General features: G+C 40.8%; 14 protein-coding genes and 1 pseudogene. 13 read left to right on the top strand and 2 right to left on the bottom strand.

Annotation, left to right across the window (positions count from 1 at the left end; translation table 11 throughout):
• Positions 1 to 88 precede the first annotated feature (88 nt).
• The 3 genes from HUN01_RS32570 to HUN01_RS32560 all read left to right on the top strand — a co-directional run bounded on the left by HUN01_RS32570 (position 89) and on the right by HUN01_RS32560 (position 3,632).
• Positions 89 to 541 carry a toll/interleukin-1 receptor domain-containing protein gene (locus HUN01_RS32570; protein WP_238845841.1) on the top strand — a complete coding sequence of 151 codons (453 nt, stop codon included), beginning with the start codon at positions 89 to 91 and terminating at the stop codon, positions 539 to 541.
• A 783-nt stretch (positions 542 to 1,324) separates the two neighbouring features.
• Positions 1,325 to 2,695 carry a glycosyltransferase gene (locus HUN01_RS32565; RefSeq protein ID WP_420832823.1) on the top strand — a complete coding sequence of 457 codons (1,371 nt, stop codon included), beginning with the start codon at positions 1,325 to 1,327 and terminating at the stop codon, positions 2,693 to 2,695.
• Positions 2,696 to 2,858: 163 nt separating this feature from the next.
• Complete coding sequence (locus HUN01_RS32560) at positions 2,859 to 3,632, top strand: sucrose-phosphate phosphatase (protein ID WP_181929630.1); 774 nt, start codon at positions 2,859 to 2,861, stop codon at positions 3,630 to 3,632.
• Here the strand turns inward: HUN01_RS32560 and HUN01_RS35810 are convergent.
• Positions 3,595 to 3,813 carry a hypothetical protein gene (locus HUN01_RS35810; protein ID WP_238845840.1) on the bottom strand — a complete coding sequence of 73 codons (219 nt, stop codon included), beginning with the start codon at positions 3,811 to 3,813 and terminating at the stop codon, positions 3,595 to 3,597. The two genes, HUN01_RS32560 and HUN01_RS35810, sit on opposite strands and share 38 nt — an antisense overlap.
• 327 nt (positions 3,814 to 4,140) lie before the next feature.
• Here HUN01_RS35810 and HUN01_RS32550 point away from each other — a divergent pair, with 327 nt between their 5' ends.
• From HUN01_RS32550 to HUN01_RS32525, 6 genes and pseudogenes are all read left to right on the top strand, one after another.
• Positions 4,141 to 5,424 (top strand): TIGR00341 family protein, encoded by a 1,284-nt coding sequence (locus HUN01_RS32550; protein ID WP_181929629.1) that lies wholly within the window; start codon positions 4,141 to 4,143, stop codon positions 5,422 to 5,424.
• An 82-nt stretch (positions 5,425 to 5,506) separates the two neighbouring features.
• Positions 5,507 to 5,722 (top strand): annotated as a pseudogene (locus HUN01_RS32545) (potassium channel protein); the annotation flags it as partial.
• A 76-nt stretch (positions 5,723 to 5,798) separates the two neighbouring features.
• Positions 5,799 to 6,806, top strand: coding sequence for a mechanosensitive ion channel family protein (locus HUN01_RS32540; RefSeq protein ID WP_181929628.1), 1,008 nt, complete (start codon positions 5,799 to 5,801; stop codon positions 6,804 to 6,806).
• A complete protein-coding gene (locus tag HUN01_RS32535) occupies positions 6,803 to 8,152 on the top strand; it encodes a DUF2254 domain-containing protein (protein WP_181929627.1) in 1,350 nt (449 codons plus the stop codon). Before HUN01_RS32540 ends, HUN01_RS32535 begins: the two co-directional genes overlap by 4 nt.
• Before the next feature lie 43 nt (positions 8,153 to 8,195).
• On the top strand, positions 8,196 to 8,471 hold the full coding sequence (locus tag HUN01_RS32530) for a hypothetical protein (protein ID WP_181932961.1): 276 nt from the start codon (positions 8,196 to 8,198) through the stop codon (positions 8,469 to 8,471).
• A gap of 31 nt (positions 8,472 to 8,502) precedes the next feature.
• The gene (locus tag HUN01_RS32525; protein ID WP_181929626.1) at positions 8,503 to 8,868 is read left to right on the top strand and encodes an ArsR/SmtB family transcription factor; all 366 of its coding nucleotides are present in this window, start codon (positions 8,503 to 8,505) and stop codon (positions 8,866 to 8,868) included.
• Between the two features lie 242 nt (positions 8,869 to 9,110).
• Here HUN01_RS32525 and petC read toward each other — a convergent pair whose 3' ends face one another.
• Positions 9,111 to 9,644, bottom strand: coding sequence for a cytochrome b6-f complex iron-sulfur subunit (gene petC, locus HUN01_RS32520; protein ID WP_181929625.1), 534 nt, complete (start codon positions 9,642 to 9,644; stop codon positions 9,111 to 9,113).
• Between the two features lie 508 nt (positions 9,645 to 10,152).
• On the opposite strand from petC, the gene psbA reads away from it, so the two are divergent.
• The 4 genes from psbA (at position 10,153) to HUN01_RS32500 (ending at position 13,625) form a co-directional block, all read left to right on the top strand.
• Complete coding sequence (psbA, locus tag HUN01_RS32515) at positions 10,153 to 11,238, top strand: photosystem II q(b) protein (protein WP_181929624.1); 1,086 nt, start codon at positions 10,153 to 10,155, stop codon at positions 11,236 to 11,238.
• Between the two features lie 193 nt (positions 11,239 to 11,431).
• The gene (locus tag HUN01_RS32510) at positions 11,432 to 12,124 is read left to right on the top strand and encodes an MBL fold metallo-hydrolase (protein WP_181932912.1); all 693 of its coding nucleotides are present in this window, start codon (positions 11,432 to 11,434) and stop codon (positions 12,122 to 12,124) included.
• Positions 12,125 to 12,180: 56 nt separating this feature from the next.
• On the top strand, positions 12,181 to 12,726 hold the full coding sequence (locus HUN01_RS32505) for a rhodanese-like domain-containing protein (protein ID WP_181929623.1): 546 nt from the start codon (positions 12,181 to 12,183) through the stop codon (positions 12,724 to 12,726).
• Positions 12,723 to 13,625, top strand: a complete 903-nt coding sequence (locus HUN01_RS32500; RefSeq protein ID WP_181929622.1) for a sulfite exporter TauE/SafE family protein — start codon at positions 12,723 to 12,725, stop codon at positions 13,623 to 13,625. The genes HUN01_RS32505 and HUN01_RS32500 overlap by 4 nt, the downstream gene beginning before the upstream one ends.
• Position 13,626: the final 1 nt, after the last annotated feature.

The raw sequence follows: 13,626 nt of genomic DNA, 5'->3' as shown, positions 1-13,626 counted from the left end.
CACCATCCGAAGATTTTGGTGCGTTACGGAAGCCGTAACACACCCTACATATACTTAGATTTTTTCATAAATCAAATACTAGTCCTATATGTCAGAAAGCATCAGAAACCAAATATTTGTTAGCTACAGTCATCAAGATGCAGAATGGTTAACAGAACTGCAAAAACAACTAAAACCCTATATTCGTGCAGAAAGTTTTATCGTTTGGGATGACACCAAAATCAAACCTGGCGCAAAATGGAAAGCCGAGATTGAAAAAGCATTAGCCACGGCTAAGGTTGCTATCCTGCTAGTCAGCCCTAACTTTATAGCCTCTGATTTCATCGACGAACATGAGCTTCCCCCCTTACTCAACGCAGCCGAACAAGAGGGATTAACTATTTTCTGGATTCCAATTAGTGCAAGCTCATATAGAAAAACTGACATCAAAGAATACCAAGCTGCTCACTCTCCAGATAAACCCCTCGACAGTCTAAGTAAGGCAGAATGTAACCAAGCTTGGGTGAAAATTTGCGAAGAAGTCGAAAAAGCCATGAAATAGAACCTATTTCAACATTGACCAAATTTAACTTAAATATTATAGAAATAGGAAGCAAATTAGGTATAGAACTAAAGCTTCCCCCTGTTAAATAGACTTTTTTAACTCTAGGCGCGATCGCATAGCTTGAAATGATACCCGCCTTTGACTTGATGAAAATTGAACTAGCGATCGCAGACAAAAATAATTAACCCTCCGATACTCGCTCCGACACCGCGATTAGTTAAATTTTAACTATTAGATATTTGATATTCTCAAATGAGATAGAAATTAATTTAGATAGCCTTTTTTTCTTAATAACCGATTTCTCACCGATATTTAACCGATATTTCAACTTCTAAAATGTAACATCTTGGAACGAAAGCATTTTGGGAAGTCTATTTCAGTTTTAAGGAAATTTTTATGCCCCATTTTTCAATAAATATTTCCAATATTGTTATTACCAATAAAGAGTATCGCAAGCTTAGAGCGTATGCAGGATATCATCAAATATCAATTCATGAAGCAATACGGTTATTAATTGATTCTCTTCCAGAATGCTCTCAAAATAATAAAGAATTAAGTAGAAGCCATTCGGTTATGTTTCCTAGAAGGTTTTTACACGTTTCCTTTGATGATAAGTAACTTAATAAATAATTTTTCTCCAAGTTACCTAGCTGTGAATTTTTGTACCGGATACCATAGTTAATTTTGATTATGAATACTCTTCCTACTTTAAATTTAGTTAAATCTTTAGAAAATTCTGCTCCAGAAACGCCAAATTCTCAACCCCCAAATTCTCAACCTATGTATGCGCTAATTTCAGTTCATGGCGACCCGACAGCTGAAATTGGAAAAGAAGGGGCAGGTGGTCAAAATGTCTACGTGCGAGAATTGGGGTTAGCATTAGCAAAACGCGGCTGTCAGGTTGATATGTTTACCCGACGCGAACACCCCAATCAAGAAGAAATTGTGGAATTAGCACCAGGGTGTCGCACTATTCGTCTAAATGCTGGGCCAGCAGAATTCATTTCTAGAAATAATTTATTTGAATACCTACCCGAATTTGTAGAAGCTTGGCTGGATTTTCAACAACGAACAGGGCGCAACTATGCCTTGATTCACACTAACTATTGGCTTTCTGCTTGGGTAGGATTAGAACTTAAATCTCGATTAGGACTACCTCAAGTTCATACCTATCACTCTATAGGTGCAGTCAAATACCGCAATGTGGAGAATCCGCCGCAGATTGCTGCAATTCGTAATTGTGTGGAGAGGGCAATTTTAGAACAAGCAGATTATGTAATATCCACTAGCCCTCAAGAAGCAGAAGATTTACGTCAGTTAATTTCGCAACATGGTCGTATTAAAGTTATTCCCTGTGGAATTAATACTGAACACTTTGGTTCTGTCAGTAAAGAAGTTGCTCGCCAACAGTTGGGAATTGCTCCAGATTCTCAGATAATCTTGTATGTAGGACGTTTTGACCCACGCAAGGGAGTTGAAACCCTAGTCAGAGCTTGCGCCAATTTGTTGCCTTCAGCATTTCAACTCTATCTAGTTGGTGGTTGCCGTGAAGACGGAGCAGACTTCAAAGAACAACAACGCATTGAAACTTTGGTGAACGACCTGGGATTGGAAGCCGTTACAGTTTTCACTGGACGAATTTCTCAAGCGCTGTTACCTGCTTACTATGCCGCAGGGGATATATGCGTTGTACCGAGTTATTACGAACCTTTTGGTTTAGTGGCGATTGAAGCAATGGCAGCCGGAACACCCGTAATTGCTAGTAATGTGGGAGGATTGCAGCATACGGTAGTGCATGGTGAAACCGGATTTTTAGTTCCTCCTCGTGATTCTAAAGCATTGGCGATCGCGATTCATAGTCTATTACAAAACCCAACTCTAAAACAAAGCTATGGCAATGCTGCACAAAATTGGGTTCAGTCTCGTTTTAGCACTCAGGGAGTTGCCACCCAAGTTCACGAACTCTATCAATCTTTGACACTTGATACATTTGTTCAAGAAATTATTCAAACTAAAAAGTTAACTCCAGATTTGGAAAGACAAATCCAAAATTTATTGAAGTCGAAAGTTTTGAAATCAAATGAAATTAAAGCTTTAGAAAAATTGATTGACTCTTTTTCTAATGGCATTGTCCAGTGGGCAACCAGTTAAATGATATCGTTGCCGGTTAAAGACTTATCATTAATACCGCAGTTCTTGCTGGGAGAAGGCTTGCCATGAGCGACTTGCCTTGAGCAGAGTCGAAAGGAGCCGAACGAGAGCAAGAGGAAAGAGGTTTATCAATACTGTACTGTTTTAGTAGAAACAAGCAAATATGAAACTGCTTTTGGTGATTGAATTAGATAATACCTTGGTTGGTAACAATCGAGCTATTGCTGCTTTAAACCAAAGGCTAGAAGCTATACGCAATCAGATTTACTTAGTCTATGTTACTGGTCGCTCTTATGCTTCTAGTCGTCGGGTGATAACAAAAGCATGGCTTTTGAAACCCGATTATTTAATCGTTAGTGCAGGCACTGAAATTTATCAACAGGGCGTGCTTTTAGAAAAAGATTGGGCAAATCAAATTTCAAGAGATTGGAATTGGGATGCAGTTTGGACAATTGCTAGTTACTTTCCAGCACTGATACCTCAACCTGACAGCGAACAAACTCCCTATAAATTAAGCTTTTGCCTAGATATGGATGCGCCACTTGAGGTTATCCATGATTTGCAGGATTTGTTAACTTTTACTGGATTGCAAGTGGAGGTAATTTTCAGCAATGGGCGGGACGTTGATATTATACCCAAGAACAGCAACAAAGGTAAAGCAACTGCATATCTGCAAGAATTGCTGCAAGCGCAATCAGATGCAACCGTTATCTGTGGAGGTTCTGGAAATGACATCAGCTTATTTCAACAGCCATCAGCTGGGATTATCGTTGGTAATGCCCAAACGGAACTTCTGTGGTGGTATTATAAAACACGTTACCCTTGGAACTTTCTAGCTCACTACCCTGGTGCTGCGGGTATTCTTGAAGGATTGATTTATTTTAATATTTTGCCATTTCCTAATAGTTGGAGTGCGATGGGCTACGCCCCACCATAGGCGATGGTGAGTATGTTGCCAAGGCTTGCTGTATCCAGTAAGCCTCCACCAAGATGTGTTTGACAGTCCCAACTTTATCGTCATCTATGTTTGAATAGACATCAAAATCCCTAACTTCATAGTTATCAAAATCTGGATTGCTATAGTTACCAGCAAAGTCTTCGAGTTTATATAAAGCCATCTTCTTTTTCCTCCTAAATTTACCTTTTTAATTGTAAAAATATAAGTTTTTACTCCTTCTTTCTCCAGAAGGATATTTATGTCTAAAAAATCATTACTGTTGAATTAATATTTAATCTAAATCTAAAATATAAAGTGATAAAACGTTTATTTATAATCTGCACAATCTGCTTTTTTGCCTGACCTATCCTTGATTTTCCTAGGTTCTAGCAATTTTACGGACAAAAATCAAGTGTTAATTGAATGAGATATATATTTCAAAAAATCTTTCTTTGGGTAGTAGAGTTCTTGTCTGAAAAAACAAGATGGTTAGCGGTAGGAGGGTAGAATGCGTCAACTCATTATTCAAGTGCCACGGGGAAATGGAAAAGCTGTTATCGATATCGCCAAATCTCATAACGGCACAAATCTGGCTCGATTTGAAGGCAATGCTGAAGAACCGATTGATGTGGTGATTGTTCACGTTTCTAATCGAGAAGTTGGCAAAGTTCTGGACAAGTTGCAAGACTTGCCCAAAGTACAAATCACGCTCATACCAACTGGTGTGATGACTCTGCAACCCCCTGCATCGGAAGCGCCGCAACAAGTTGTAGATGTGGAAGAACGCAGTCCGATTGAGATTTTTCTTTCTGGTTTGCAAAGTGTTGGCTCTTGGCGAGGCTTTCTTGGTTATGCAGCACTGGCAGGCTTTGTAGTCTGGATTGGCTTGTATACTAATACAGCTTACTTGCTAGTGGCGGCAATGCTGATAGCACCCTTTGCAGGCCCGGCAATGAATACAGCGATCGCTACTGCATGGGGCGATCGCAAACTCTTAGGACGGAGTATTCTACGGTATTTTTCTGCATTAACAGTCACAATTGCCACTACTTGGTTACTTAGCCTGATATTACGGCAAGAAATTCCCACCAGTTTAATGTTAGACAGCAGCCAGGTTTCAGCAGTAGCAGTGATTTTACCATTGGCAGCCGGAGCAGCAGGGGCGCTGAACTTGGTGCAGTCAGAACGGAGTAGTTTAGTATCTGGGGCAGCAACAGGAATGTTAGTTGCCGCTTCTTTAGCCCCACCTGCGGGAATCATAGGTATGGCTGGTGCAATTGGCAGATGGGACATGGCAATTTCGGGGCTGTTCTTACTGTTTTTGCAACTATGCGGCATCAACTTTTCAGCATCCCTGTTGTTCCGAGTGTTCGGGCTGTCTGCTCAAGGAACTCGCTATCAGCGTGGTAAAAAACGGGTATTCGGTATTGCCTTAGCGATTACTGTCATCGCATTGGCAGGTTTGCTGACTTGGCAGTTCTCTCATTCTCCCAATTTACAACGCTCTAGCCTTGCCCAACGTGCTAACGCCCAAGTTCAGAAAACTGTAGAGCAAGTTGGTTTAGCAAAATTAGTCGAGTCGAATGTCCGCTTTACACGATCCAATATTGAAGGACAGGATACCCTGCTATCTGTTGTTTATGTGCAGCGTGAACCGGGAGTTACAGCGTCTAGTGAAGAAATTCGCGATCGCCTCACCCAATCAATTCAAACCAATCTATTGAAACAGGACTTAAATGTGACACCTCTAGTTGATGTCAACGTACTAGAAACCCCTGCTAGTAAACAATAAAACCAATTATCTAAAATTACGAATTACGTTAGCGCAGCGTTAGCGAGTCATCGAGCGTCATTACGAATTACGAATTAATACTATGAGTAGTCTGAAGCTTTCAGAAAAACAAGCCCTAGAAAAAGAACGTAATGAAGTTTTGCACCAGTTGGAAGATTGGCTAGAAATTCCCATGCTGGTGCTGGGCTTTGTATGGCTAGCACTATTCATCATCGAGATCATCTGGGGATTAAACTCTTTACTGGAAGCCTTTAGCATCACTATTTGGATTATTTTTATATTAGATTTTCTACTTAAACCGGGGAAATTCAAGAATTATTGCATCAGAATTTAGAGCGTTAACATTAGCAAAAATTACTTAGTGAGGAAACTTCATGAATGCAGAAATATCCACAGCTTGGGATAAGATTCAAAGCATGATTAACGGTTTTATAGCTTTGCTGCCAAACATTTTATTAGGGTTAATTGTCTTCATCTTATTTTTGTTTATTGCTAGCAGAATTAAGGCACTTGTCAAGCGCTTAACTCGCAATCGTCGTTCTGCCCGAAATTTAGGTCTAGTACTAGGAAGGTTAGCGCAGGGATTGACAATTTTGATTGGGTTATTTATCGCCCTTTCCATTGTGATTCCTACATTTCAAGCCGGTGATTTGATACAACTTTTAGGAATTAGTGGTGTTGCAATTGGTTTTGCTTTCCGCGATATTTTGCAAAATTTCTTAGCTGGAATTTTAATTCTGCTAACTGAACCTTTTCAAATTGATGACCAAATTGTTTTTAAAGGCTTTGAGGGAACGGTCGAAAATATTGAGACACGCGCAACAACAATCAGAACTTATGACGGTCGGCGGATTGTCATTCCTAACTCGGAGTTATTTACTAATTCAGTAACTGTAAACACTGCTTTTGATAACCGCCGATTAGAGTACGATGTCGGAATTGGCTACAACGATGACATTGACCGTGCCAAGCAGTTAATGCTAGACGCAATGCTTAGTGTAGATGAGGTTTTAAAAGACCCGGCTCCTGATGTACTAGCAATGGAACTAGCCGAAAGCACTGTCAATATCCGGGTGCGCTGGTGGGTTCATCCACCACGACGGGCAGATAATCTTATTTCGCGGGATAAAGTGATTATTGCAATCAAGAAAAAGCTGGTTGCAAACGGCATTGATTTGCCCTTCCCAACTCAACAAATTTTGTTCCACGACCAGACAGAAGAGACAGATGGAAACCGCTCTCGTCAGCGTGAAGGTTGGCCCGCAGGTAAAGGTGAAGTACCGAAGCCTCGCCGCATCAGCGATTCGCTCAGGTTACTTGCTCAAGCACGCTCCTCAGAAGATAACAACGGTAAAGTAGATTCTCAAACCAACGAACAATGAGAAATGTCAAGATAAGCAAACTGTGGGATCAACTCCACTCAAGTTACTGGTTCATACCGGCGGTTATGGCGGTAGTAGCTACTGCTTTGGCTTTCACAATGCTGAATCTTGACCGTACAGGCAAGGTAGACATTGATTATTGGTGGATTTATACAGGTGGCGCAGATGGAGCGCGATCGCTGTTAGGATCGGTTGCAGGTTCGATGATTAGCGTTGCTGCTACAGCCTTTTCAATTACAATTGTGGCGCTTCAGTTGGCTGCTTCCAATTTCGGGCCGCGACTTCTGCGTAATTTTATGCAGGATACAGGTAATCAAATTGTACTAGGCACATTTATTGGTACGTTCATCTACTGCTTGCTTGTACTGCGGACAATTCATGGAGAAGGAGATGGATACGAACAATATGTGCCACAACTTTCAGTTACAGTCGGCACTTTACTGGCAATTATTAGCATTGGTGTATTAATTTATTTTATCCATCATGCTTCAACCATAATTCAGGCATCTTATGTAATCCAAAATGTTAGCGAGGATTTACATTCAGCAATTAAGCGGTTATTTCCAGAAAGAATTGGGCATGGTGAACCAGAAGATAGCCTTGGAGTTGAAGAAATTCCCATGTCTTTTGAGGAGGAAGCTTTACCAATTCGAGCGAATGGAACTGGTTATTTACAAGCAATTGATGACGAAGAATTGATGGAAATTGCTTGTAAACATAATTTGCTAGTACGCCTTAAGATTAGACCAGGGCAATTTCTAATTCAAGGTAGCGATTTAGCCTTGGTTTTTCCTGGTGAAAAAGTAAATAAAAAACTTACTAAACAAATAAATGATGCTTTTATTTTTGGCAAAGAACGTACAGAACAACAGGATATAGAGTTTCCAATTGATCAATTAGTAGAAATTGCTCTGCGTGCCATTTCCCCTGGAATAAATGATCCATTTACTGCAATTCGCTGTATTGATCGAATTAGCGCAGGGCTGTGCCACTTAGTTCAAAGAAATTTTCCTTCAACCTATCGCTACGATAAAAATAAAAAATTGCGCTTCATTGCCGAAGGAGTAGATTTTAAAGGATTGGTTGATCGTGCTTTTAACCAAATTCGGCAGTATGGAAAGTCGGATGCAGGAGTAACTATTCGTTTGTTAGAAGCTATAGCTGCAATTGCTACTTACACCAATAATTCTAAATATCAAGCAAGTCTGCACCATCATGCTGACATGATTTTACAAGATAGCCGTGAGGGACTCTCACAAGAACAAGACCGGAAAGATGTAGAAGAGAGTTATTATCAGGTCATTAAAAATTTAAATAATGATGACACTAATAAAGATTGGGATTAACCAGAAAAATGACTTTTAAATTAATATTTTTGAGCTAGTAATTATGAAAATTCTGAATTGGAAAGGTTATCAAATTATCGCATGGATAGGACAGGCTGTACTAACAATTTTTGTCATAGCCGCAGCAGTTCAGCAAATTCATGAAAAGAATGGCTTAAATAATAACTTACAAATCCAAGTGCTACGCAACTCACAAAAGTTAACTCGTCCTACCCATAACCAAGAGTGGGAAATTGCCATTTTTACAAACTTACCGCCCATTGACGCTTCGGGAATTTTGGTCGCAGAACTTTATCAAGAACAAATTATAACTATATAGTAATATAAATTATATATGAAATTGAATCCTTATGTCAGAGACTCTTTCTCGAAAAAACACTTCAGAAATCCTTGCTCCCGTTGCAGAGTATTTTAAGGTACTCTCTGAAACCAGTCGCTTACAGATTTTGAGTTGTCTCAGAACCGGGCCGATGAACGTTACCGAAATGGGTGAAGCTACGGGTTTAGGACAAGCCAATCTCTCAAAACATTTAAAGGTGTTGACCCAAGCAGGTTTGGTGTCCCGTCAGCAAAAGGGAGTTAGCGTCTACTATGCGATCAGTGACCCTGTGATTTTTGAATTATGCGAATTAGTTTGCGATCGCATTGGCAACCAAATACAAAAACGGGCTAAAGAATTTGAACAGATCAAAGCTTTTAGCACCCTCTCAAAATAACTATATTCTCAGCTTGACTGAGAAAAAGTTTCTTGGGAGTTTCCCTACTCCCCTTTTTAATTAAAAATTAAAAATTAAAAGTTAAAAATTAAGAAGGATAATAAATAATTTTTAATTAATTAATTAATTTAGGGTACAAGCCCCCACTGATAGCGCCGGCGGCAAGCGAGTCCACGTTAGCGTCGCGTCTTGCAATTTTTAATTAATATTATCCTGTGACGACCATCAGGTTTGAGTACCCGCTAAACCCACCAAGGTTTTTGCCCAGTGCGGGGGTCAATTCCCGTCCAGGGAGAAATTCGGATATACTCCCCTTCCAAGTTAACACTAACAAGCTTGAGGGGAAGAGGTGCTGGCCCCCGTACTACTCTCCCATCGGGATCATAGCGAGAACCGTGACAAGGACATTGAAATTGATTGTCATTGGGATTCCAAGGAAAGGTACAACCCAAATGGGTGCAGTTATCGACAATTCCCCAAGGGTGCAGGGTGTCATCTGACTGTATTGTTAGGTAAGTAGGTTCTGCTCCTAAACCCGCGACTAAAGCACGAGTACCAGGGGGTTCAGCCAAAATCTGGCTAGCAGGAATGAGATTTCCGTTAATATCCTTAGCGAGGATAGAACCATCTTCACCCACTTCTGTGGGGGCAACAAAGAATTTAGCCGCAGGATACAGTAGGCTGCTGGCTGTAGTGGCAACAACTGCACCTGTGATAAAGTTTAGCAATTGTCGCCTCGACATTGAGGGACTTTCTAGAGGAAGACTCTCCGTCATAATTTTATACCTCTTAGTTTCAGCATAGGTGTTGAGTCTGGAGTTTAATGTTTTGATTCAGTAAACGTTATTCACTCTTCTACTATATTACTATTTAGTAATTTAATGAATTAGTTAGTTAAATCTTTCTAAAAGATGACTCTGTTCCTGCTTTCGTTTTCCCGCAAGGGGTACAAGTATGTTCCCGCTATAAGGCAGAAGTACGTTTGCGTAGCGTGTCGTAGACAAGGCAGAAGGTCAATCCCACGTTTAAAAACGTGGGATTGACCTTGGATGCAATGCAAGTTGCGGCACTTTCCGCGACGCTATCGATACAATTCTTTTTTTTAACTTAAAGTGAAAGCCCAGTCTAGATTACAGCCCGCTTGTCACGCCTCAAACTCACTGCCTATCAAAATAACTTTAAAGCAATATGAGAATTTACTTGACATCTTATATAACTATGTGGTTATATAAAAGAATAAGGTTAACTTGCCTTGAACAACGATTAACCTCGGAATTAAAAATTATGACTATTTCTCTGCAACAACGCCAAAGTAGTAACAATCTTTGGGAGAAATTCTGCAATTGGATCACCAGTACCAACAACCGTATGTACATTGGTTGGTTTGGTGTACTGATGATTCCCACACTCTTAACGGCAATCACTTGTTTCGTCATTGCTTTCATTGCTGCACCACCTGTAGATATAGATGGTATTCGTGAACCTGTCGCTGGTGCTTTACTCTATGGCAATAACATCATTACTGCTGCGGTTGTGCCTACTTCCAATGCAATTGGTCTGCACTTTTATCCCATTTGGGAAGCGGCTAACTTAGATGAGTGGTTATATAATGGCGGCCCTTACCAGTTGATTATTTTCCACTTCCTGATTGGTATTTACTGCTACATGGGTCGTCAGTGGGAATTATCTTACCGCTTAGGGATGCGTCCTTGGATTTCTATTGCCTACAGCGCACCTGTTGCTGCTGCCACTGCGGTAATATTGGTCTACTCTATTGGTCAAGGTTCTTTCTCTGATGGGATGCCTTTAGGGATTAGTGGTACTTTCAACTTCATGCTTGTATTGCAAGCAGAACACAACGTTCTCATGCACCCATTCCACATGTTGGGAGTAGTTGGTATCTTTGGTGGTGCTTTATTCTCTGCCATGCACGGTTCTCTAGTTACTTCGTCTTTAGTTCGAGAAACCTCTGAAACTGAATCCCAAAACCACGGTTACAAATTTGGTCAAGAAGAGGAAACTTACAATATTGTCGCAGCTCACGGTTATTTCGGTAGATTGATCTTTCAATACGCATCTTTTAACAATAGTCGTGCTTTACACTTCTTCTTAGCTGCTTGGCCAGTAATTGGTATCTGGTTTGCTGCCTTGGGCGTATCTTCTTTTGCCTTTAACCTCAATGGTTTTAACTTTCACGATTCCCTTCTTGATTCTCAAGGTGTTGTAATTAATACTTGGGCTGATGTTTTAAACCGCGCTAACTTGGGAATTGAAACAATGCACGAACGCAACGTTCACAATTTCCCCTTAGATTTAGCTGCTGGGGACATTCAACCTGTGGCTTTTGCTGCTCCCGCTATTCACGGTTAATTAATTCTGAATTCAGTTCGTTTTAACTCCTCAAAAACAGTGTAGGCAACCCAAGTAAAAATGCTTCGGGTTGCTTTTTTTATCAAAAGGGCGATCGCAACAGCCACAAAAAAACTAACTCCAGTGTGGACAATATATTACTATATAGTTATACTATTGATTAATCAAACAATTTTATCTGGAGTTAGCCATGATGTTATTCCGACAACTCTTTGACCCGGAAACAAGCACCTATACATATTTAATTGCAGATTTAGAGACTAAAACGGCGATTTTGGTCGATCCAGTATTAGAACAGGTAGAGCGCGATCGCCAATTACTAAAAGAACTAGGATTAACTCTCAAATACTGCTTAGAAACCCATATCCACGCCGATCATATTACTGGGACAGCTAAATTGCGGGAGGCTACGGGTTGTTTGGGGATTGTACCGGAAAATGCCCAAGCTATATGTGCAGACAGATTTATGAAAAATGGAGAAGTATTAGAGTTAGGGAGTCTGAAAGTAAAGGCGATCGCTACTCCGGGTCATACTGATAGCCATAATGCCTATTTAGTTAATGGTACTCATTTACTTACCGGAGATGCCTTGTTAATTCGTGGTTGTGGACGGACTGACTTTCAAAGTGGGAACGCAGGGATAATGTATGACGCAATAACGCAACGTTTGTTTACATTACCTGACGAAACCTTAGTTTATCCCGGTCATGATTATCGAGGTAACACAGTTTCCAGCATTGGGGAAGAGAAACAATGGAATTCGCGGCTGGTGGGACGAAACCGCAGCGAATTTATCCAATTGATGGGAAACCTGAATCTACCCAACCCGAAAAAGATTATGGAAGCAGTACCCGCTAACCAGCGCTGCGGTAGCGTTGCTGCGTAACAAAATCACACAAAAACTTTGCGTTTAAAAATCTACATTCCTAATTATAAAAAGCAATGACTACTTCCCGTCTCAATAAATTACAAACCGTTGATACTCAAACACTCAAACAGTTGTTGAAGCAACAAGCTATCACACTTATAGATGTCCGTGAACCAGCTGAGTATGCAGGAGAGCATATTCCCGGAGCAACCCTGATTTCCCTATCCAAATTTGATCCGCGCAAAGTTCCCCAAGATCAAGACACAAAAGTGATTCTCTACTGTCGTTCTGGGAATCGTTCGACAATGGCTGCTCAAAAGCTATTTGATGCGGGTTTTACCACTGTTACCCATCTGGAAGGAGGTATAAGCGCTTGGAAACAAGCGGGTTATGCAACCACAATTAACAAAAATGCCCCCATTAGTTTAATGCGACAAGTGCAAATTGTCGCTGGTTCATTGGTATTGACAAGCACATTGTTGGGAGCATTTGTTTCTCCTTGGTTCCTGATTCTCAGTGGTTTTATGGGAGCAGGATTAATGTTTTCGGGAATCACAGATAGCTGTATGTTAGGGATGCTACTAGCAAAGCTTCCTTATAATCAACGGAGCAGTGTATGACGCTGTGGATTATTGGGCATTTGCTGGCTGCTTGTATTGGAGTGAGCTTAGGTTTGATTGGTGGTGGGGGTTCGGTGCTGGCGCTGCCAATTCTAGTTTATGTCATGGGTATACCTCCAAAATCTGCGATCGCCATGACTTTGGTAATTGTCGGTACTGTTAGCTTATTGGGGGTAATTCCCCACTGGCGAGCCAAAAATATTGATTTCAATACTGCATTTATTTTTGGTTCGGCAACGATGCTGGGGGCATTTGTGGGGGCAAAAATTGCTACTCTGCCAGTAGTTACCGCAGCTTTTCAAATGATGCTCTTTGCAGTCATGATGTTGGTAGCTGCGGTGTTTATGATTCGGCGTAGTTCTAAACCTGTAACAGCAGATGATAAACTGGCATTTTATCCCCCACCTGTCTGCAAGTATTGCTGGTTGTGGTTAATTAGTGAAGGCTTGGGTGTGGGAGTGCTGACTGGGTTGGTTGGTGTTGGTGGTGGGTTTGCGATCGTGCCAGCTTTGGTACTGTTAGGAAATGTACCAATGAAACAGGCGATCGGCACATCCTTGTTAATTATTGTATTTAATTCAGTTGCAGGTTTCTTGGGCTACTTGGGTCATGTTTCTTTAAATTGGAACTTGATGTTGTCTTTCATTGTGGCTGCTAGTGTGGGAACAATTTTTGGTGCGTACTTAGCTGAATTTGTTCCAGCTAATAGACTTCAGAAAAGTTTTGGTTATTTTTTGCTTGCAGTTGCAGCTTTGGTTTTGGTGCAGAATCGTCAGCAACCGCGATCGCCCCAGGTAGAAAATCATAGCGACTCCCGACTAGTCACAGTCAGTAGACCGAAAACTTTTGCGATACCTTCTTTACGAGATGCTACACGAAGGGTGATCTCCAAAAAATAAC

The sequence above is a fragment of the Nostoc edaphicum CCNP1411 genome, assembly GCF_014023275.1.
GTDB lineage: Bacteria > Cyanobacteriota > Cyanobacteriia > Cyanobacteriales > Nostocaceae > Nostoc > Nostoc edaphicum_A.
Note: the sequence above shows the minus strand (reverse complement) of the source record. Positions and strands in the feature narration are given on the sequence as shown.

Bases quoted from the DNA above. Each gene is read 5' to 3' on its own strand.
- HUN01_RS32525 (WP_181929626.1), top strand. From the start codon at position 8,503: ATGTCAGAGACTCTTTCTCGAAAAAACACTTCAGAAATCCTTGCTCCC.
- HUN01_RS32550 (WP_181929629.1), top strand. From the start codon at position 4,141: ATGCGTCAACTCATTATTCAAGTGCCACGGGGAAATGGAAAAGCTGTT.
- petC (WP_181929625.1), bottom strand. From the start codon at position 9,644: ATGACGGAGAGTCTTCCTCTAGAAAGTCCCTCAATGTCGAGGCGACAA.
- HUN01_RS32530 (WP_181932961.1), top strand. From the start codon at position 8,196: ATGAAAATTCTGAATTGGAAAGGTTATCAAATTATCGCATGGATAGGA.
- HUN01_RS32505 (WP_181929623.1), top strand. From the start codon at position 12,181: ATGACTACTTCCCGTCTCAATAAATTACAAACCGTTGATACTCAAACA.
- HUN01_RS32570 (WP_238845841.1), top strand. From the start codon at position 89: ATGTCAGAAAGCATCAGAAACCAAATATTTGTTAGCTACAGTCATCAA.
- HUN01_RS35810 (WP_238845840.1), bottom strand. From the start codon at position 3,813: ATGGCTTTATATAAACTCGAAGACTTTGCTGGTAACTATAGCAATCCA.
- psbA (WP_181929624.1), top strand. From the start codon at position 10,153: ATGACTATTTCTCTGCAACAACGCCAAAGTAGTAACAATCTTTGGGAG.
- HUN01_RS32510 (WP_181932912.1), top strand. From the start codon at position 11,432: ATGTTATTCCGACAACTCTTTGACCCGGAAACAAGCACCTATACATAT.
- HUN01_RS32565 (WP_420832823.1), top strand. From the start codon at position 1,325: ATGTATGCGCTAATTTCAGTTCATGGCGACCCGACAGCTGAAATTGGA.
- HUN01_RS32500 (WP_181929622.1), top strand. From the start codon at position 12,723: ATGACGCTGTGGATTATTGGGCATTTGCTGGCTGCTTGTATTGGAGTG.
- HUN01_RS32540 (WP_181929628.1), top strand. From the start codon at position 5,799: ATGAATGCAGAAATATCCACAGCTTGGGATAAGATTCAAAGCATGATT.
- HUN01_RS32535 (WP_181929627.1), top strand. From the start codon at position 6,803: ATGAGAAATGTCAAGATAAGCAAACTGTGGGATCAACTCCACTCAAGT.
- HUN01_RS32560 (WP_181929630.1), top strand. From the start codon at position 2,859: ATGAAACTGCTTTTGGTGATTGAATTAGATAATACCTTGGTTGGTAAC.